The following is a 20,795-nucleotide window of genomic DNA, read 5'->3' on the forward strand; positions in this document are numbered from 1 at the left end:
TCGATATTGAGCATAAAGTTAAAACTAAACATTCAACATCAGGATTAATGAAAACCCTAAATAGTGGTGCGCCCTGGAGGATTCGAACCTCCGACCGCCTGGTTCGTAGCCAGGTACTCTATCCAGCTGAGCTAAGGGCGCACGGTATCTTCAAGTGAAGAAGTTGTGAAATATATCACATTCTTGTTTCTACGAAACAAAAAAAAGGCCATAGGCCTGTAATGAATGGCGGTGAGGGAGGGATTCGAACCCTCGATGCGGCTACAAACCACATACTCCCTTAGCAGGGGAGCGCCTTCGGCCACTCGGCCACCTCACCTAATTCATTATTCTTATCCATTACTTCTTAACAAAGTAATCTAAAGAATGGTGCGCCCTGGAGGATTCGAACCTCCGACCGCCTGGTTCGTAGCCAGGTACTCTATCCAGCTGAGCTAAGGGCGCACATTGTTACTTCTGTGTTTGCTTGCAAATTCAAACGTGCAAGAAATGGCGGTGAGGGAGGGATTCGAACCCTCGATGCGGCTACAAACCACATACTCCCTTAGCAGGGGAGCGCCTTCGGCCTCTCGGCCACCTCACCGTCTTGCGGAGGCACATATTACGTTTTACCGAAAATATGTCAAACACTTTATTGAAAAAAACCGGACAAAAACATTCAACCGTTTGCAATTTAATCAAAGCGCTTGCAAATTGAACTTATAACATCCAATTAGCGCTTTTTCCCTTAAAAATTAAGGTGAAAGATTGGCAATAATTAACAGCGGAAAACAATTATCTAATTTATCTCGCAGCAAGTGTCACTGCTGTTTGCACCATACTACGGGATGCTCTATTTCGCCATAGGGAAAGTCAGTAAAACTTGAACTGCGGCAAACAAATATCGTGTTGCCTCAATAAGAGTTAACTCAAGCGGTGTGGCTTTTCTATCTCAAGCATTCAGCTCAGCATCTTCAACTAAGCCAGTTATTGAACTAACCAATCACTAAGTTGTGATTCTGCTGTCCCAAGATCAAAAAAGGCTAGCAACAATGCTAGCCCCTCTTCTACGCAAAAGTATTAGTAGTTGCCAGATGCAACGTTACCATTACCTTTTTCAGCTTGAATGCGCATGTAGATCTCTTCACGGTGAACAGATACTTCTTTAGGTGCGTTAACACCAATACGTACTTGGTTACCTTTAACGCCTAGTACAGTAACTGTTACTTCATCACCAATCATCAGTGTTTCGCCAACACGGCGAGTCAAAATTAGCATTCTTTGCTCCTTGAGTAATCTCTAAATTTATCTAGCTACGAGAGCATTATCCAACAAAAGTTATATTTTCGTAAACTATCGATTGAGTTTATTTAACCAAAATGCACTTCTTTTTTAAGATAACCCTGTGTTTCACGCGCTACGATGTATGCATTGTGTAATATGTTAGCAGCCATATCGACTTGCGTTGGTGATATCACCAAAGTTAAAGACTGCTGCTGCAATAAGTGATGTTGTACATCAATTTCGCCTTCAGACAACAATCCATGTGAACTGACCACAATTTCTTGTGTTCGGCTTCCTACCACAGTTAACAAACTAACATATTCACTATTACGGATTTTTTCAGCAAAAACTAGTTTTAATTTAGCACTTATGTCCGGTTTGATAATGAGCGCTGCCCGTTCTGTTTCCTCGATCACACTACAGACTTCGATCCCTAACAACTGGCAATGCGACATGAGAGACGGTAAATCTTGATTCAAACACTCGATGCGAACCATATCTCTTTGAATGGCTATCCCAGCAATATCATTCAAACAGTCATTACCTGCGATAAGAGTTCCCTCGCCTTCTTCAAAGCTTGAAAGCACTCTCAATGGTACATTGTGTCGCCACGCATGCTGAACACATGGAAGGTGCAAAACCTTAGCGCCTCTGCGAGCCATTTCTTCCATAGAGGGAAAGTCTAAGGTATCTAATTTCTTAGATTGCTTAACCACTCTAGGGTCGCAGGAATATACGCCATCAACATCGGTATATATCTGACACTCTTTCGCTTGCAGCGCACCCGCCAACGCAACGGCCGTGGTGTCTGAACCACCTCGCCCTAAGGTTGTAATATCACCTTTAGCGTTAACGCCTTGAAAACCTGCAACAATGACTATCTGGTCATCATCTAACAGCGCTTTAATAGGAGCGGTATCAATACGCTCAATCGTCGCATTATTATGATTAGAATCGGTGTGTATCTTGGCTTGATAGCCAGTCATCGATGTCGCTTCATAACCCAACTTGTGCAACGTCATCGCTAACAAAGCCATGGAAACTTGTTCTCCAGCCGTTAACAGCACATCCAACTCTCTAGCGTTTGGTACGCTATCAACTTGTGAAGCTAAGTTAACTAACCGATTTGTTTCACCTGACATAGCAGAAACGACAACCAGGATCTGGTTCCCTTCATTTTTCGCTTCAATGATTTTTTCTGCTACATGATGGATTCGTTCTATTGAACCCACCGACGTTCCACCAAATTTCTGCACGATAAGAGGCATTTTCACCCTTCCTCACCTTCCCAAGACCAATGTCTATATATGACAAAAAAACACATACTCCGCGTCATGGCGAAGCAATAAAAAATTAACCAAGGAGTCTAACGTTACCATTAGACTTCTTGGTTAATCTCAATCAAACCTTTTTCAGACGTTCTTCCAATAGGCAAAATAAAAGATGCCCAATCAGTTGATTGGGCATCTTTGTATCAATTACTTAAGCTTAAAGACGCTCTTCTAGCCAAATACGTACTGATTTAAGCGCTTCAGGTAGTGCTTCAACATCTGTACCACCCGCTTGAGCCATATCTGGACGACCGCCGCCTTTACCGCCAATTTGCTCAGCAACCATCTTAACGAGGTCACCAGCTTTTACTTTGCCGATAAGGTCTTTGGTTACGCCAGCAATTAAGCCAACTTTACCGTCTGCTACGTTCGCAATCAGGATGATGCCACTACCCACTTGGTTTTTAGCATTATCAACCATAGTACGTAGGTTCTTGTTGTCTGCGCCTTCAATTGCAGCAACCAGAACTTTAGTCCCTGAGATGTCTTCCACTTTACCCATGATGTTTGCACCTTCAGCTGCAGCCATCTTTTCTTTAAGTAGTTGGATTTCTTTCTCTAGCGATTTCGCTTTCTTAGCCGATTCAGCCAGTTTTTCTTCGTAAGCGTTAGCTTGAGCATCAACTGCATCTAGAGCAGCTTCACCCGTTACCGCTTCAATACGACGAATACCGGCAGCGATACCACCTTCAGAAGTGATCTTGAATAGACCGATATCACCCGTGTTGCTCGCGTGGATACCACCACAAAGCTCAGTAGAGAAATCGCCCATCGACAAAACGCGAACTTCATCATCGTACTTCTCGCCAAACAGTGCCATCGCACCTTTCTCTTTCGCTGACTCGATGTCCATGATGTTCGTTTCAATCACATGGTTCTTACGAACTTGTGCGTTAACTAGACGCTCGACTTCTTTAATCTGTGCTGGTGTTACCGCTTCAAGGTTAGAGAAGTCAAAACGTAGGTTGTCTGGCTTAACTAAAGAACCTTTCTGAGCAACGTGCTCACCTAGCACTTCGCGCAATGCAGAGTGAAGTAAGTGAGTTGCAGAGTGATTCAGTGAGATAGCAGCACGACGCTCAGCATCAACGCGCGCTTCTACTTTATCGCCTTGAGCAAACACACCTTCAACGAGCTCGCCGTGGTGTGCAAATGCATTACCTAGCTTCTGAGTGTCTTGTACTTTGAACAGACCCGACGCAGTGCTTAGCGTACCAGCGTCACCACATTGACCGCCTGACTCAGCGTAGAATGGTGTCTCTTCAAGGATGATGATTGCTTTGTCGCCAGCCGATAGTGAAGATACTTCTTCGCCGTCAACGAATAACGCAGAAATCTCACCAGCACCTTCAGTACCTGTGTAACCACAGAACTCAGTGTTAGTGTCTACTTTGATCGTTGCGTTGTAATCAGTACCGAACTGACCCGCTTCACGTGCACGCTTACGCTGTGCTTCCATCGCCTTCTCAAAACCTTCTTCATCGATAGTAAAGTCGCGTTCGCGAGCTACATCGTTAGTAAGGTCAGCTGGGAAGCCGTATGTATCGTAAAGTTTGAATACTGTTTCACCGTCAAGCTCTTTGCCTTCAAGTGCGTCTAATGCGTCGTTAAGGATAACCATGCCGCGCTCTAGCGTGCGACCAAAGTTCTCTTCTTCGATGCGAAGTACTTTTTCAACAAGCTCTTGCTGTTTCTTAAGCTCTTCAGCCGCAGAACCCATCACTTCAGCCAGTACGCCCACAAGTTTGTGGAAGAACACGCCTTGTGCACCAATCTTGTTACCGTGACGAACTGCACGACGAATAATACGACGTAGAACGTAGCCACGACCTTCGTTTGAAGGCATTACGCCATCAGCGATTAGGAATGAACAAGAACGGATGTGGTCAGCAATAACGCGTAGCGATTGGTTAGATAGGTCGTCATGACCAACAACTTCAGCTGTCGCTTTAATTAGCTTTTGGAATACATCAATTTCGTAGTTAGAGTGAACGCCCTGCATGATTGCAGAGATACGCTCAATACCCATACCAGTATCTACAGCTGGCTTAGGTAGCGGTTCCATAGTGCCGTCAGCGTGACGGTTGAACTGCATGAATACGTTGTTCCAGATCTCGATGAAACGGTCACCATCTTCTTCAGGTGTACCAGGACGGCCCCCCCAAATGTGCTCACCGTGATCGTAGAAGATTTCAGTACATGGACCACAAGGACCTGTGTCACCCATTGTCCAGAAGTTGTCAGATTCAAACTTCTTGCCGCCTTCTTTGTCGCCGATGCGAACAATCTTGTCAGCTGGGATGCCTACTTTTTTGTTCCAGATTTCGAATGCTTCGTCATCTGTCTCGTAAACCGTTACTAACAGGCGGTCTTTTGGTAGACCTAGTGTTTCAGTCAGGAATTCCCAAGCAAACCCAATCGCTTCTTCTTTGAAGTAATCACCAAAGCTGAAGTTACCTAGCATTTCGAAGAATGTGTGGTGACGAGCCGTGAAACCTACATTTTCAAGGTCATTGTGTTTACCACCCGCACGTACACAACGCTGAGCCGTAGTTGCTCGAGTGTAGGCACGTTTTTCGGCGCCTAAGAAGCAATCTTTGAATTGGTTCATACCTGCATTAGTAAATAGCAGGGTTGGATCGTTATGTGGAACTAACGATGAACTGTCTACGATTTGGTGTTCTTTGCTCTCAAAGAACTTAAGGAACGCGTTGCGAACCTCATCAGTGCTCATGTACATGCAGCTCTTCCTGAAAATAGTCGAGTTAGAATTTTGCCGTATTGTAGATCATGGTTAAGGCTTCGACTAGTTTTCTTGTAGAAAAGACACCCTTGGGCAGGATTTTAGTTGGAATTCGATAAAATGAAGAATATTCCACTAGCTCAGGTAGAGAACACACAAAGAAAATGGATGAGACAGGGAGATAGTTGCTCTTAAAGGCTAAGGAACTCGGAAGGCTTAACGCTTGGTACAAATGTGATTGAACTCTTCACTATTGCTGGATGAATACAAGTAAAGAAAATCACCGTCCAATTCAATGTCATATTGGATAGTGAACCCTTTATACAAAGACTGATTACGATTAATCATGTCATCTGGGTGTTTATGTCTGAAGTTCACTTCATTGAAAACCATCTCTAGGAGGTTGTCATGCAGCGTATATTTCCCCACAAATACGACTTCCGCGGTTTCAACGGCGCCTTGTTGATTCTGGGTTTGAATTCTATCGCTGACAAAAAAATCTTCATCAGAGCTAAATGAATACAGCATAAATTCATTTAATTCGGAGTATTGCACATATGATGGTGTGACAAATCCCATTTGCTTGAAATTGCATGCCCACTGACTCCCGCGCAAAGCTAGCGGAGGCGTGCTCAATACGATGGCGAGAATAAGCCCCCCTATCGTTGAAAGCGTAACAAAAATGGCTAACTTTACTTTTATCAAGGAAGAACACCGATATCTAATTCAACAATCTAATTCAATAATCTAATTCAATAATCCAGTTCACTCGTTGGACATTGTTCTACAAGCAACTGAATTATAAGCGTAGACCGAATTGAGCTTGGGTTCTAAAAAACGAAATCAACGTGTTATCGTTATCCGTAAAATAGTGAAACCTTGATGCCCAAAATTCACCAAGGTTTCAAATCATCATTAAGCCTTTAAAGCTTCAATGATAGCGCTGTAGTTTGGCTCTTCAGTCACTTCAGCGACCAATTCACTGTGTACCACAACGTTGTTTGCATCCAACAGGATAATTGCGCGAGCTGACAAACCAGACAAAGCATGCTCTTCGAATTGAGTACCAAAGGCTTTTAGTAGCTCAGGGTTCTTGAATACTGATAGCTGCTCAACACCTGTCACTGCTTCTTTCTCTTGGAAACGAGCAAGTGCGAATGGCAGATCGGTTGAAACCGTGTAGATATCTACAGAATCTGATTTCAGTTCCGCTAACTCAGAGATAGCTTTAGTGCTGCTTGAGCATACTGGCGTATCAACACTTGGGAACAAGTAAATCAGTTTAAACTCAGCCGCTTTGTCTGAGATAGTTAACGGAGCTAGCGATACTGTTGTCATCGAAGGTGTTGTCAGTACTTCGCCCTTTTGTGGGAAATCACCCGCTAGTGCAATCTTGTCGCCTAAAAATGTCACTGTGTTCATTATTTCTTCCTTTCAATGTAATTATAATCTTGCTGTTCTAGCTGACTGTGTTGCCTTTGTTTAAAGACATTCAAATCAAACATGAACATCTTTAATTTATATTTCACTTAGAAATTGAACCTCAGGAGTCAGCGTAAATATCTGACAACCTTCAAATTCAAAATCTACGTTTAGACAACTTCAATGACTTTTCTAATTGAAGTCAGAATAGGAACGGCATCATCAAAACCAACAGAAAGTGAAAAATCGATCTCTTCATCGATATATTGTTGTGCAACCTTTACTAAGGTCACCTTATCGCGTTGCTCAAGGCTTTTATCAGTGTCGGTAAAAATCTTTATTAAAGACTTAACGACATCCAATTGAAAAGACTCAACGGAGGTCACTTCTTTGTACTCTTCTAACAGGGTCTTCACTGATTCCGAGTTTTTCTGTTTAATTTCGGGCATCCTATTTACCTATAAAACAACAATTAGTAATCGAGCTATCATCAAAACTCGTGGCGGCATAACGTTAGCAACCACCTTTGGCTTTCGCTACAAACCATTGCCAAACAAAAATATAACCAGATAACTAAATGTAATTTTTATATAACCAATGACGTTTTACAGTTACAGACTGGCCTCCTATGCTTAAAGTACCGCCCGCAAAAGCCAACATGAACACTGCATACAAGCCCATGAATCACACAAGTAATATCACTGACCACATCGTTATCAATAACAAAATGAGGACGATCACACAGATTCTGTCTGATACTACGATCAGCATGCGCCCGTTGCCGTTTAAGGTTCTTGTGTATCTGTTAGAGCACCAAGATCAGTGCATATCTCGAGACGAATTATTTGAAGAGTGTTGGCAAGGTGTACTGGTCACCGATCAGTCACTGACCAACACCATTAGCTACATTAGAAAGGTCATCAAAAATTTAGACACTGATGAGTTAGAGCTCAAAACGATAAGTAAGAAAGGATACTCACTTTCAGTCATCCCAAATAAGCAATCTCAAGCACCAAATGCCCCTCAAACTGAAAACCGAGATGTGACAGAAGCAATGCCTGAGGCTGGTATTTTAGGTAATGCGTTAGGAGTTGGGTTTGAAGTAGAAGTTGATAAAAGAACTGATCACCTACGACAACCAATCAACAACGAACAAGCCAACCCAAGATTCCCTCATCAATTTGCGATAAGTTTATGTGCTCTATGGTTTGGCATCATTCTGGTCGCCTATTACTTTATTCATTACAGCAATGAACAAGCGCCATTCCTGAACAAAGAGCGCTACCAACCCTATCAATTCGGCAGTGCGACGCTTTACCTCAGTGACGATTCACAGAAGGTATCTTCAACTGAAATGAAGGTCTATATAGATGGCTTAGAACTGTCGCAATGCAATGTAAAAAGTATCTACATTCGAGTTAGCAATTCAGCATACAGAGACAACATTGTTTCGATGTATGCCTTTGTCTTTACCAACAATAGAAAAAGCCAAAACATATTTAAGCAGAAGCTAGATAACATCAATCTCTATCACTCCATCATTACACCGTTACTGAACTCTTTTTACTGTAAGGGTAAGCCTCAAAAGTGATTAGGGTTTAAGGTTTAGGGAATGAAGAAATGAAATCGCACGATACAACTCAAAACTAAATCCGCCCCAATAAAAAAGCCCCGCATAAAATATGCGAGGCTTTCTACTCTTTCAAAACGGATGTTTCTTTAAAACACCCGCTCTATAAAACGTTAGCTTATAGCTCTTCGTTTTCTTCTTCTTTCTCTGCGCCTTTCTCTTCAAGAACAGCAGGAGTCAGTAGCAATTCACGAAGCTTAGTGTCAAGTTCCAGAGCGATCTCTGGGTTTTCACGTAGGTGCTTACAAGAGTTCGATTTACCTTGGCCGATCTTGTCGCCTTTGTAGCTGTACCAAGCGCCCGCTTTCTCTACTAGCTTATTCTTAACACCTAAATCGATAAGCTCACCTTCGCGGTTGAAGCCTTTACCGTAAAGGATTTGAGTTTCAGCTTGTTTGAATGGTGCAGCAATCTTGTTCTTAACAACCTTGATACGAGTCTCGTTACCAACAACTTCATCACCATCTTTGATTGCACCAGTACGGCGGATATCAAGACGAACAGATGCGTAGAACTTAAGTGCATTACCACCTGTTGTTGTTTCTGGGTTACCAAACATTACACCAATCTTCATACGGATTTGGTTAATGAAGATAGCCATACAGTTAGACTGCTTAAGGTTACCTGTTAGCTTACGCATTGCTTGAGAAAGCATACGTGCTTGAAGACCCATGTGGCTATCGCCCATTTCGCCTTCGATCTCAGCTTTAGGTGTTAGTGCAGCAACCGAGTCAATAACAAGAACATCAATAGCACCTGAACGAGCCAATGCATCACAGATTTCTAGAGCTTGTTCCCCCGTATCTGGTTGAGATACAAGCAAAGCATCGATATCAACACCAAGCTTTTGAGCGTAGATAGGGTCAAGTGCGTGTTCCGCATCAACGAATGCACACGTTTTGCCTACTTTCTGCGCTGCAGCAATAAGCTCAAGCGTTAGCGTTGTTTTACCTGATGATTCTGGACCGTAAACTTCAACGATACGTCCCATCGGTAGGCCACCAGCACCCAGTGCGATATCTAGAGATAGAGAACCTGTAGAAATAGTTTCTACGTCCATTGTACGGTTATCACCAAGACGCATGATCGAACCTTTACCAAATTGCTTTTCAATCTGACCAAGGGCTGCGGCTAACGCTTTTTGTTTATTCTCGTCCATTTCTATCTCCACATAATCGGTTGTCTCAACAAGCGACTTAGAATCTATTTCTAACCCACAAAGGGGTGACTAATTGGCTTTTATTATACTGTTGATTCATACAGTGTCTATACCTGTGTGAAAATAATTTGTACAAATGTTATTTGTCTTCCATTGATAGGTAATCATAAATAACTTGCAGGGCATGGTGCGTGGCTTGTTGGCGTACTTGTGATCTATCGCCTGTAAAAACATGCGTTGCTACTTTGTTCCATCCATTTGCAGCCTTCCAAGCAAAACAGACTGTACCAACGGGCTTCTCTTCTGTGCCGCCGCCAGGGCCAGCAATGCCGCTGATCGATACAGAAATAGTGCCGTTTGAATGTTGCAGCGCCCCGTGAGCCATTTCTATAACCACCGGCTCACTCACGGCACCAAACTCAACTAAGGTTTCAAGCTGAACACCAATCATCTCTTGTTTCGCTTCATTACTGTAGGTCACGAAAGCACGGTCAAACCAAGCCGAGCTACCAGCAATATCGGTTACCGCGCTAGCAACGCCACCGCCAGTGCAAGATTCAGCCGTCACTAATACATGTTTATGTTTCGCAAGTAAGTGTCCGAGTTTTTCACTAAGAGCTTGAGTCGTCTGCATCTTTGGCTTCCCTTATCTAGATGTATATCATTTGGATTTGCATCTTTTCGCATGTGTCGCTTTTCGCACGAAACGCTTTCACGTATCCTAAGCCGCAATAGAAATAAACGAAAGAAGTTAACTGTGAAAGCCGATCAAAAACATACTCCTATGATGCAGCAGTACCTAAAACTAAAAGCAGAAAATCCAGAAATTTTGCTGTTCTACCGCATGGGAGATTTCTACGAGCTTTTCTACGATGATGCTAAAAAGGCCTCTCAACTCCTCGATATTTCGCTAACCAAGCGTGGCTCTTCAAACGGTGAGCCTATTCCTATGGCTGGCGTTCCATACCACGCCGTTGAAGGTTACCTGGCGAAGTTAGTGCAGTTGGGCGAGTCCGTAGCGATTTGTGAGCAGATTGGTAATCCAGCAACTTCAAAGGGCCCGGTTGATCGCGCTGTCGTAAGAATAGTGACACCGGGAACTGTAACGGATGAAGCATTGCTTTCTGAGCGTATTGATAACTTAATTGCCTCCATTTACCACCACAATGGTAAATTTGGCTACGCGACGCTTGATATTACTTCTGGCCGATTCCAGCTATGTGAGCCGGAAACCGAAGAAGCGATGGCGGCAGAGCTACAAAGAACATCACCACGTGAACTGCTATTCCCTGAAGATTTCGAACCCGTAAATTTGATGGCAAGTCGTAATGGCAATCGCCGTCGTCCGGTATGGGAATTTGAATTAGATACCGCCAAGCAACAACTCAATCAACAATTTGGTACTCGTGATCTCGTTGGTTTTGGCGTTGAAAGCGCAAAACTAGGTTTATGCGCTGCGGGCTGTTTGATTCAATATGTAAAAGACACGCAACGTACTGCTCTTCCACATATCCGTTCACTTACAATGGATAAGCAAGATCACTCAGTGATCCTTGATGCGGCTACTCGCCGTAATTTGGAGATTACCCAAAATCTTAGTGGCGGCACAGACAACACCCTAGCCGAAGTACTTGATCACACTGCGACTGCTATGGGTAGCCGCATGCTTAAGCGTTGGTTGCATCAACCCATGCGTAATATTTCAGCTCTTGATCAACGCTTAGATGCGATTGGTGAAATGAAAGAGTTGGCTCTGTTTACTGAGTTACAACCAACGCTGAAACAGATCGGTGATATCGAGCGTATTCTTGCGCGTCTTGCCCTTCGTTCTGCTCGTCCACGTGATATGGCTCGACTTCGCCAAGCAATGGAATACCTACCAGAGCTTGCAGAAACGCTGACGCAACTTAAGCACCCATACCTGACTCAGCTTGCTCAGTATGCATCTCCTGTGGATGAAGTATCAGAGCTGCTTGAGCGTGCTATCAAAGAAAACCCACCGGTGGTGATCCGCGATGGCGGTGTGATAGCTGAAGGCTACAACGCAGAACTCGACGAATGGCGCGACCTTGCAGCGGGTGCAACCGAGTTTTTGGATAAGCTTGAGCAAGAAGAGCGTGAACGTCACGGTATCGACACGCTTAAAGTTGGCTACAACAACGTACACGGTTTCTTCATTCAAGTTAGCCGCGGACAAAGCCATCTTGTGCCACCACACTATGTTCGCCGTCAAACACTGAAAAATGCAGAACGCTACATAATTCCTGAGCTGAAAGAGCACGAAGACAAAGTTCTCAGCTCTAAATCGAAAGCTCTAGCTATCGAGAAGAAGTTATGGGAAGAGCTGTTTGATTTGTTACTGCCTTATCTAGAGCGACTACAAAACATTGCTTCTTCAGTGTCTCAACTGGATGTTCTACAAAACTTAGCTGAGCGTGCAGACACCCTTGATTACTGTCGTCCAACCATGACAGAGTCTGCTGGTGTACACATTCAGGCGGGCCGTCACCCTGTTGTTGAACAAGTGATGGACGAACCGTTTATTGCGAACCCTATCGACCTCAATGATCAACGTAAGATGCTGATCATCACGGGTCCAAACATGGGTGGTAAGTCGACCTACATGCGTCAGACCGCACTCATTGCGCTGATGGCTCACATCGGTTGTTATGTTCCAGCAGAAAGCGCAACGATTGGTTCTATCGACCGTATCTTTACGCGTATTGGCGCATCCGATGATTTGGCTTCGGGTCGTTCAACCTTCATGGTTGAGATGACAGAAACCGCGAATATTCTGCACAACGCAACACCAAATAGCCTTGTGTTAATGGATGAAATCGGTCGTGGTACCAGTACTTACGATGGTCTATCTCTAGCTTGGGCAAGTGCTGAATGGCTAGCCAATCAAATCAATGCGATGACACTATTTGCAACGCACTACTTTGAGCTAACTGAGCTACCTAACCAAATTCCAACCTTAGCGAACGTACACTTAGATGCGGTTGAACACGGTGACAGCATTGCCTTTATGCATGCGGTTCAAGAAGGTGCAGCAAGTAAATCTTACGGCCTTGCGGTTGCTGGATTAGCTGGTGTACCTAAAGCGGTGATCAAAAACGCACGTGCGAAGCTGACTCAGCTAGAGGCATTGAGTATCGACTCTCCGACATCAAAGCCAAGTGGCGTTGATATCGCGAACCAACTGAGCCTGATACCTGAACCAAGCGAAGTAGAACAAGCACTTGCGAATGTTGATCCCGATGATCTAACCCCTCGCCAAGCATTAGAAGAACTCTACCGCTTGAAGAAGTTGCTTTAGTCTCTTTCCAAATAGCTGGTTATTGTCGTTTTGTACTGTCGTTTGAGTGGGCAGCATCAAATACAAAAGCCATAAACAAAAAAACGCTGACTTAAAGTCAGCGTTTTTATTTGTCTTCTATTCAAAGAAACATCATCAGTTCATTTAGTCGTTTTCTACGTTGAACAGATTTTCCATGTTCAAGCCTTGCTTGATTAGAATCTCACGTAGACGACGAAGACCTTCAACTTGGATTTGACGAACACGTTCACGAGTCAGGCTGATTTCACGGCCTACTTCTTCTAATGTTGACGGTTCGTAGCCAAGTAATCCAAAGCGACGCGCAAGCACCTCTTTCTGCTTAGGATTCAGCTCATCAAGCCAGAAAATCAACGAGTTCTTGATATCGCTATCTTGAGTTGAAACCTCTGGATCTGAATTGTTGATGTCCGGAATAATATCCAGTAGCGCTTTCTCACCATCACCACCAATCGGCGTATCAACGGAGCTCACTCTTTCGTTTAGACGAAGCATCTTACTCACATCACCAACTGGTTTATCTAGCTTAGAAGCGATCTCTTCAGCCGTTGGTTCGTGGTCAAGTTTTTGTGATAGCTCTCGCGCAGTACGCAGGTAGATGTTCAGCTCTTTCACAACATGAATTGGCAAACGGATAGTGCGAGTCTGATTCATTAGTGCACGTTCAATGGTTTGACGAATCCACCATGTCGCGTAAGTTGAGAAGCGGAAGCCACGCTCTGGGTCAAACTTCTCTACGGCGCGAATCAAACCTAGGTTGCCTTCTTCAATAAGATCGAGAAGTGCAAGACCACGGTTGCTATAACGACGAGAAATTTTTACCACCAAACGCAGGTTACTTTCGATCATGCGTTTGCGTGCTGCTTCATCACCGCGTAGAGCTCGACGTGCATAAAGCACTTCTTCTTCAGCGGTTAATAGTGGTGAGAAACCGATTTCGCCTAAGTAGAGTTGAGTAGCATCTAAACTCTTAGATGTAACTTCAGTCTCTTCTTTCGTTTCGGCTTTCTTTTTGACTGTTCGTTTTGCTTTTCCAAGAGCTTCCGGTTCCGTGGTTGCTTGGTTAAGATCGAACTCTTCTTTGGTTACTGCATTGCTTATACTCATAACGCCTCCCCCTGGCGAAATTAGCATGACATTACAACTTCATATGTCGCTAAATGACTGTGTCACTCCATACAATACGTAATTTTGCATACTGTATTTAAGGTAAATATCGTTTTGGATTTACGGATTTACCTTGGTAACGAATCTCAAAGTGCAGCCTAACACTGCTGGCTCCAGAGCTTCCCATTGTTGCAATCTTCTGCCCTGGTTTCACACTTTGCCCTTCAGATACTAATAGTCGGTCGTTATGCGCGTATGCACTTAAGTAATTATCATTGTGCTTCACAATCACTAGATTGCCGTAGCCACGTAGTGCATTACCCGAATAAACAACCGTTCCCCCTGCAGTAGATACTATTGGCTGACCTCGCTGTCCTGCTATGTCTATGCCTTTATTTCCTTGTTCGCCTACAGAGAAATTCTTTATTACTCTCCCTTTAGTTGGCCATAACCATTTGGATACTTTATCACTTGTTGGTTTGGTGGACGGTGTAACATTCTGTTTACCTTTAGACCCAACATACTCCTTTGATTTGGATTGTTCAACCTTCTTTGGTGGATCTTTTTTCACCGGTTTGGCGGAAGTTTGCGCAGGCTTGGAATTAGAGTTTTTACTCTTTGCTGACGTGGTTTTTGGCTTACTGCTCGCAGACGCTGTCGTGGCCGCGGCTGCAGGAGCTACCACAGCAGCCGCAACGACCGTTGATTTACCATACGCTGGCGCGCTATAGCTAGGACGCCATAACTTAAGCTTCTGTCCGGGATGAATAGTGTAAGGTGCTGCGAGGTTGTTATAACTCACAAGGTCTTTGACGTCTTTATTGGTGACATAAGCAATGAAATAAAGGGTATCGCCTTTTTTGACTTCATAGTAACTGCCACGATAACTACCACGATCGATCGATGAGTAATTTTTGTTTAGGCTAGAAACTGGCGCAGGCGAGTTAGCCGCACACCCAACAAGTGCACAGCTAAGTAACAAAGTACTTCCTTTAAAAACCTTCGAACGCATCGACTATCTATCCACCTACACCATTAGTCTTGTTATTAAGCTAGCTCACCAGGAACAAGAGGTACAAACCTTACCATTTCAATCACGCTGGATAAGAACTCATCACCATGGCGAACGATTTTCAGCAACTGTTGTTCATCATCACCAACAGGAATCAACAAGCGACCACCATCTTTCAGCTGCTGTAGGAGTGCTTGAGGGATCGACTCCGCTGCTGCTGTTACAATAATGGCATCAAAAGGCGCCTTTGCAGCCCAGCCTTGCCAACCATCACCATGTTTGGTTGATATGTTGTAGAAATCGAGCTGTTTGAGACGACGCTTAGCATCCCATTGCAATGATTTAATTCTTTCAACCGAATACACATGATCAACCAGTTGAGCCAAGACGGCCGTTTGATAGCCAGAACCCGTACCGATTTCTAAAACACGGCTATTTTGCTGTAATTCTAGCAACTCTGTCATCTTAGCGACAATGTACGGCTGAGAAATCGTCTGGCCCTGTCCGATAGGAAGCGCATTATTATCATAGGCTTGATGATACATCGCCTGTGATAAAAAGCTCTCTCTCGGCAGTTGATAAATAGCATCAAGAACCTTTTGATCCTGAATACCATTTTCAATCAGAAAAGTAATTAAGCGCTCTGCTTGAGGATTACTCACTTACTTCTCCCCTAACCATGTTGTCATCGCACCTAGCGACTCATGCGCTGTCAGGTCAACTTGTAACGGTGTTACTGACACAAAGCCATGCTCGATAGCGTAAAAATCGGTGCCTTCACCCGCGTCTTGCTCTTTACCTGGAGGGCCAAGCCAATAGATATCATGACCGCGTGGATCTTTTTGCTTAATCATATCTTCAGCATGATGACGAGCACCTAGGCGTGTCACCTGAGTGCCAGACAATTGCTCTAAAGCTAAATCAGGGATATTAACGTTTAACAGGCGATTGGTTGGGATTGGGTTTACTAAATGTTGTTCGACGATACGGCGAGCAATAGCCGCCGCTGTCTTAAAATGTTTTTTACCCACCAGAGAAAACGCCACCGATTGAACGCCTAAAAAGTGCCCTTCCATTGCGGCTGCCACTGTACCTGAATAAAGCACATCGTCACCCAAGTTAGCACCATGATTAATACCCGTTAATACCAGATCGGGCATATCATTCTTTAGCAGTTCATTTAACGCAAAATGTACACAGTCGGTCGGTGTTCCTTGTACCGAATATGTATTTTCGGTAATTTCTTGAACACGTAAAGGCTGTTCTAAAGTTAATGAATTTGAAGCGCCCGAGCGATTACGGTCAGGTGCAACAATGATAATTTCAGCAAGATCACGTAATTCATTGGCCAGCTCATGAATACCTTGAGCGTGCACACCATCATCGTTGCTGAGTAAAATCTTCATCTTGTATCCTTTCTTTTGTTCCAATGCCAAGTCACTTAATTTCCGATATCAAGTGACTTCGCTCCAAGCAGAATCGTTATTGCTCGTAGCTTCTCTCTACGTGAACTTCTTCAACCAATTCACGAACAATAGCGGTTGCGAAACAACCCGCATCAAGAGAGAACTTAAGAGTGACATTGTCTTCGTTCACTTCCCAGGCTAAACCCATCGGCTTCAACGAAGCTTCACGGCGATCATGGCGCATACGGTTGCCACAAATAAGAGCCATTAGGTCTGGTTCAGCATCAAGATGTTTCTGCTCTAGAGCTTGAGATTCATCGGTCGTCGGTAACGCATTATCTCCGGCCAAAGCAACGGTAATAAACGCAGAGTCGTTCGCGACATCTTGATTTACCGTTTCGATATTGTCTGCCGTCACAGCTAATTGCGCGCCGTCTTTAACAACGATATCGCCAACCAATGCCGACGCAAACGCATCTTGCTCAATACGCTCAGAAAGGATTAAGTTGTAGATCCAAGAACGAGCGGCAGATAGATACAAGCTGCGCTTATTTTGATTACGCGTACGAACGTTTTCACGACCCCAACGACGAGCTTCAGATAAGTTGTTACCTTCATTACCGAAGCGCTGAGCACCGAAGTAATTTGGCACGCCGACTTGAGCGACTTTTTCTAAACGTTTTACCACATCATCACAGTCCGTTACTTCAGACAAAGTTAGCTCGAATTGGTTGCCAACTAAATCGCCTGGACGTAACTTTTTGTTGTGACGTGCTGTCGCCAAGATCTCAATGCTTGGGTATTGTGCAAGAAAAGCAGAAAAATCAGGTTCACCTTTTGGTAGATGCACGCTCAACCACTGTTCTGTCACAGCATGACGGTCTTTCAAACCAGCCCAGCTCACGTCTTTCGACTTAACACCACACGCTTTAGCCAGCTCGTTTGCTACGAAGCTCGTGTTCTCACCAGTTTTACGAATACGCACCATTAGGTGCTCGCCTTCACCAGTAAACTCAAAACCCAAGTCTTCATTAACGACAAAGTGTTCGGCTTTTGCTTTTAGTTTTGCTTTCGCAGTTGGTTTACCGTTTAGGTAAGCCAATGAAGATAAAATATCTGACATGCTGTTCTTTTCGTGTTGGTGCTTACGCACTTTTAGTAATTAGGACCACCGCTTCACATGCGATGCCCTCTTTGCGACCTGTAAAACCTAAACGCTCGGTAGTCGTGGCTTTTACATTCACATTGCTAATGCTTGTTTCTAAATCTTGAGCAATGGCTTGGCACATAGAGTCTATATGAGGAGCCATCTTTGGAGCTTGCGCCATGATAGTAATATCCGCATTACCAATCACATAACCTTGCTCTTTTACTCGACGGTAAACATCTTTAAGTAATTCGCGGCTATCTGCGCCTTTCCATTCATCATCCGTATCAGGGAAATGACGACCAATATCACCGGCTGCAATCGAACCCAGTAAAGCATCGCATAATGCGTGCAGGGCAACATCACCGTCTGAGTGTGCGATAAGACCCTGTTCATAAGGGACGCTCACGCCACCAATAATTACCGGGCCTTCACCACCAAATTTGTGTACATCAAAGCCATGGCCAATACGAATCATCATTATTCCTTATTCTGACTTAAATAGAACTCAGCCAAAGCCAAATCTTCAGGCTGAGTAATCTTAAAATTATCTGAACGCCCAGCAATCAGTGCTGGTGATAAACCTTTCCACTCAAACGCAGACGCTTCATCGGTAATTGAAACACCTTGTTGCAAAGCTTCACTCAAGACCTTCCGTAAAGGCTTAGATCGGAACATCTGAGGGGTAAGCGCATGCCAGAGATCGACGCGATCGACCGTGTGTTCAATTTGTCCTTGCGCACCACGTTTCATTGTATCGCGAACAGGCGCAGCTAAAATCGCACCAACATCATGGGTCATAGCACCAGAGATCAGTTTGTCGATGTCGCTCAATTGGATACAAGGCCTAGCGGCATCATGCACCATCACCCAATCACTGAGTTGCTGTTGAGCAATATAATCCAAAGCAGAAAGTACCGAGTCGGCTCTTTCCGTTCCACCGGAAACTCTGATCACCTGTGGATTAAGGTTAAGCGGTAATTCAGGGTAATAAGGGTCATCGTCGCTGACCGCTACCACGATTTTAGACACTTGAGGATGAGACAACAGTTTCTCAACGGTGTGCTCTAAAATCGTTTTACCGTGAATTTGAAGATATTGCTTGGGACGGTCTGCCTTCATTCGGCTGCCGACGCCCGCAGCGGGGACCACAGCAATAACGCTTTGAAGTTGGTTCGACATTAATGAGATTCCTCACCAATAATACGATAAAACGTTTCGCCTTCTTTCACCATTCCAAGCTCATGACGTGCGCGCTCTTCTATCGCGTCTAAGCCTTGGCGTAGATCGTCGATTTCCGCAAACATCTCAGCATTACGCAGATGAAGTTTTTCATTTACTTGCTGCTGAACTTGGATTTCGTTGTTCACACCGTAGTAATCAGAAATACCATTTTTACCGAGCCACAGTGTGTGTTGTAGCCAGCCAAACACTATGAGCAGTACTAAAGCAAAAATTCGCATAACACCTTTCGCCGGTTGAAAAAGAAGGAACTAGAATAAGGCACATATATACCATAATGAGCTTATTGGTGCGAGATATGTGGTGTCAGGGAATCAATAAGTCGGGGAATTATTGTTATGCGAAACCTGTGTTGAGAGTCCCGACTCCCTCCTTCATCAGCCTAGGGAGTCATGAATTAGATAAACCAATACCTGCAAAAGAGAAAACGACACACATTGCCCAACGACATCTAACCACGTCATTCCCAAGAAGGAGGAACGACTGAGTTGGGAATCTATCACGCTTAACGTAAGCAAGAGATTCCCTATGCCTTCCTCCGTCAGTCTAGGGAATGACGAATTTTAGGCAAAAAAAACGCCCTACCGAAGTAGAGCGTTTTCAAAAGCTTTAAGCTAATAATTCAGAGTGAATTATTGACCTTTAACTTCTTTAAGACCGTTGAAAGGAGCTTTAGAACCTAGAGCTTCTTCGATACGGATAAGTTGGTTGTACTTAGCAACACGGTCAGAACGGCTCATAGAACCAGTTTTGATTTGACCTGCAGCTGTACCTACCGCTAGATCAGCGATAGTTGCATCTTCAGTTTCACCAGAACGGTGAGAGATTACTGCAGTGTAGCCAGCGTCTTTAGCCATCTTGATAGCAGCTAGAGTCTCTGTTAGAGAACCGATTTGGTTGAACTTGATAAGGATAGAGTTAGCTACGCCTTTCTCGATACCTTCAGCAAGAATCTTAGTGTTTGTAACGAAAAGATCGTCACCAACGATTTGAAGCTTGTCGCCTAGAAGTTCAGTTTGGTGCTTGAAGCCATCCCAATCTGACTCGTCAAGACCGTCTTCGATAGAAACGATTGGGAAGTTGTTAGCTAGTTCAGCTAGGTAGTGGTTGAACTCTTCAGAAGTGAAAGTTTTACCTTCGCCCTTCATGTTGTAGATGCCAGCTTCTTTGTCGAAGAACTCAGATGCTGCACAGTCCATAGCAAGAGTAACGTCTTTACCTAGTTCGTAACCAGCAGCTGCAACAGCTTCTGCGATAACTTCTAGAGCTTCAGCGTTAGATTTAAGGTTAGGAGCGAAACCACCTTCATCACCAACTGCAGTGCTGTAGCCTTTAGACTTAAGAACTTTAGCTAGGTTGTGGAATACTTCAGCGCCGATACGCAGACCTTCTTTAAGAGTTTTAGCGCCAACTGGTTGGATCATGAACTCTTGGATGTCAACGTTGTTATCAGCGTGCTCGCCACCGTTGATGATGTTCATCATTGGTAGAGGCATAGAGAACTGACCAGCAGTACCGTTTAGCTCAGCAATGTGCTCGTATAGAGGCATGCCTTTCGCAGCAGCAGCAGCTTTTGCGTTAGCTAGAGAAACAGCAAGGATAGCGTTAGCGCCAAACTTAGACTTGTTCTCAGTACCGTCTAGATCAAGCATAACTTGGTCAACGTCAGCTTGTGCTTTAGCGTCTTTACCAACTAGAGCGTCAGCGATTGGGCCGTTTACAGCTTCAATTGCTTTAAGAACACCTTTACCTAGGAAACGTGATTTGTCGCCGTCACGTAGCTCAAGAGCTTCGCGAGAACCAGTAGATGCGCCAGATGGAGCAGCAGCCATACCTACGAAACCGCCTTCTAGGTGTACTTCAGCTTCTACAGTTGGGTTACCACGTGAATCGATGATTTCACGACCTAGAACTTTAACGATCTTAGACATTGAATGTTTCCTTCTCGTTGAATATATAAATGTCAAATTTAAAGGTAGCAGCACAACTTACGCAG

The 20,795-nt window shown here is 44.2% G+C and carries 19 protein-coding genes and 4 tRNA genes; 2 read left to right on the forward strand and 21 right to left on the reverse strand.

Annotation, left to right across the window (positions count from 1 at the left end):
• Window positions 1–64: 64 nt before the first annotated feature.
• The 10 genes from QUF19_RS14365 to QUF19_RS14410 all read right to left on the reverse strand — a co-directional run bounded on the left by QUF19_RS14365 (window position 65) and on the right by QUF19_RS14410 (window position 7,208).
• Window positions 65–141 (reverse strand) — tRNA-Arg (locus tag QUF19_RS14365).
• Window positions 142–226: 85 nt separating this feature from the next.
• A tRNA-Ser gene (locus QUF19_RS14370) sits at window positions 227–319 on the reverse strand.
• 48 nt (window positions 320–367) lie between these two features.
• Window positions 368–444, reverse strand: a tRNA-Arg gene (locus tag QUF19_RS14375).
• 46 nt (window positions 445–490) lie between these two features.
• Window positions 491–583 (reverse strand) — tRNA-Ser (locus tag QUF19_RS14380).
• Between the two features lie 476 nt (window positions 584–1,059).
• The gene (csrA, locus tag QUF19_RS14385) at window positions 1,060–1,257 is read right to left on the reverse strand and encodes a carbon storage regulator CsrA (RefSeq protein WP_004415691.1); all 198 of its coding nucleotides are present in this window, start codon (window positions 1,255–1,257) and stop codon (window positions 1,060–1,062) included.
• 92 nt (window positions 1,258–1,349) lie between these two features.
• Window positions 1,350–2,531 (reverse strand): aspartate kinase, encoded by a 1,182-nt coding sequence (locus tag QUF19_RS14390; RefSeq protein ID WP_083717847.1) that lies wholly within the window; start codon window positions 2,529–2,531, stop codon window positions 1,350–1,352.
• A 220-nt stretch (window positions 2,532–2,751) separates the two neighbouring features.
• Window positions 2,752–5,334 (reverse strand): alanine--tRNA ligase, encoded by a 2,583-nt coding sequence (alaS, locus tag QUF19_RS14395; protein ID WP_286294739.1) that lies wholly within the window; start codon window positions 5,332–5,334, stop codon window positions 2,752–2,754.
• A gap of 219 nt (window positions 5,335–5,553) precedes the next feature.
• Window positions 5,554–6,042, reverse strand: a complete 489-nt coding sequence (locus tag QUF19_RS14400; RefSeq protein WP_286294740.1) for a hypothetical protein — start codon at window positions 6,040–6,042, stop codon at window positions 5,554–5,556.
• Between the two features lie 210 nt (window positions 6,043–6,252).
• Window positions 6,253–6,759, reverse strand: coding sequence for a thiol peroxidase (gene tpx, locus QUF19_RS14405; protein WP_102435551.1), 507 nt, complete (start codon window positions 6,757–6,759; stop codon window positions 6,253–6,255).
• A gap of 170 nt (window positions 6,760–6,929) precedes the next feature.
• A complete protein-coding gene (locus tag QUF19_RS14410; RefSeq protein ID WP_286294741.1) occupies window positions 6,930–7,208 on the reverse strand; it encodes a hypothetical protein in 279 nt (92 codons plus the stop codon).
• Between the two features lie 179 nt (window positions 7,209–7,387).
• On the opposite strand from QUF19_RS14410, the gene QUF19_RS14415 reads away from it, so the two are divergent.
• Complete coding sequence (locus tag QUF19_RS14415; protein ID WP_286294742.1) at window positions 7,388–8,350, forward strand: winged helix-turn-helix domain-containing protein; 963 nt, start codon at window positions 7,388–7,390, stop codon at window positions 8,348–8,350.
• 157 nt (window positions 8,351–8,507) lie between these two features.
• Here QUF19_RS14415 and recA read toward each other — a convergent pair whose 3' ends face one another.
• Window positions 8,508–9,548, reverse strand: a complete 1,041-nt coding sequence (gene recA, locus QUF19_RS14420) for a recombinase RecA (protein WP_029223240.1) — start codon at window positions 9,546–9,548, stop codon at window positions 8,508–8,510.
• A 139-nt stretch (window positions 9,549–9,687) separates the two neighbouring features.
• The gene (gene pncC, locus QUF19_RS14425; RefSeq protein WP_286294743.1) at window positions 9,688–10,182 is read right to left on the reverse strand and encodes a nicotinamide-nucleotide amidase; all 495 of its coding nucleotides are present in this window, start codon (window positions 10,180–10,182) and stop codon (window positions 9,688–9,690) included.
• Between the two features lie 123 nt (window positions 10,183–10,305).
• Here pncC and mutS point away from each other — a divergent pair, with 123 nt between their 5' ends.
• Entirely contained in the window at window positions 10,306–12,867 is a 2,562-nt protein-coding gene (gene mutS, locus QUF19_RS14430) for a DNA mismatch repair protein MutS (protein WP_286294744.1), read from the forward strand.
• Between the two features lie 144 nt (window positions 12,868–13,011).
• Here mutS and rpoS read toward each other — a convergent pair whose 3' ends face one another.
• From rpoS to eno, 9 genes are all read right to left on the reverse strand, one after another.
• On the reverse strand, window positions 13,012–13,992 hold the full coding sequence (rpoS, locus tag QUF19_RS14435; protein WP_029223238.1) for an RNA polymerase sigma factor RpoS: 981 nt from the start codon (window positions 13,990–13,992) through the stop codon (window positions 13,012–13,014).
• A gap of 97 nt (window positions 13,993–14,089) precedes the next feature.
• A complete protein-coding gene (gene nlpD, locus QUF19_RS14440; RefSeq protein ID WP_286294745.1) occupies window positions 14,090–15,004 on the reverse strand; it encodes a murein hydrolase activator NlpD in 915 nt (304 codons plus the stop codon).
• A gap of 35 nt (window positions 15,005–15,039) precedes the next feature.
• On the reverse strand, window positions 15,040–15,666 hold the full coding sequence (locus tag QUF19_RS14445) for a protein-L-isoaspartate(D-aspartate) O-methyltransferase (protein ID WP_017108696.1): 627 nt from the start codon (window positions 15,664–15,666) through the stop codon (window positions 15,040–15,042).
• Entirely contained in the window at window positions 15,667–16,410 is a 744-nt protein-coding gene (gene surE, locus QUF19_RS14450; RefSeq protein WP_102436062.1) for a 5'/3'-nucleotidase SurE, read from the reverse strand.
• A gap of 76 nt (window positions 16,411–16,486) precedes the next feature.
• The gene (gene truD / locus QUF19_RS14455; RefSeq protein ID WP_286294747.1) at window positions 16,487–17,533 is read right to left on the reverse strand and encodes a tRNA pseudouridine(13) synthase TruD; all 1,047 of its coding nucleotides are present in this window, start codon (window positions 17,531–17,533) and stop codon (window positions 16,487–16,489) included.
• 22 nt (window positions 17,534–17,555) lie between these two features.
• Entirely contained in the window at window positions 17,556–18,035 is a 480-nt protein-coding gene (gene ispF, locus QUF19_RS14460) for a 2-C-methyl-D-erythritol 2,4-cyclodiphosphate synthase (RefSeq protein WP_004735397.1), read from the reverse strand.
• Between the two features lie 2 nt (window positions 18,036–18,037).
• On the reverse strand, window positions 18,038–18,739 hold the full coding sequence (gene ispD, locus QUF19_RS14465) for a 2-C-methyl-D-erythritol 4-phosphate cytidylyltransferase (protein ID WP_017090808.1): 702 nt from the start codon (window positions 18,737–18,739) through the stop codon (window positions 18,038–18,040).
• The gene (gene ftsB, locus QUF19_RS14470; protein ID WP_004735394.1) at window positions 18,739–19,020 is read right to left on the reverse strand and encodes a cell division protein FtsB; all 282 of its coding nucleotides are present in this window, start codon (window positions 19,018–19,020) and stop codon (window positions 18,739–18,741) included. Before ftsB ends, ispD begins: the two co-directional genes overlap by 1 nt.
• Window positions 19,021–19,431: 411 nt before the next feature.
• On the reverse strand, window positions 19,432–20,730 hold the full coding sequence (gene eno, locus QUF19_RS14475; protein WP_004735393.1) for a phosphopyruvate hydratase: 1,299 nt from the start codon (window positions 20,728–20,730) through the stop codon (window positions 19,432–19,434).
• Between the last annotated feature and the right edge of the window lie 65 nt (window positions 20,731–20,795).

This window comes from Vibrio sp. FE10, assembly GCF_030297155.1.
Taxonomy (GTDB): Bacteria; Pseudomonadota; Gammaproteobacteria; order Enterobacterales; family Vibrionaceae; genus Vibrio; species Vibrio apostichopi.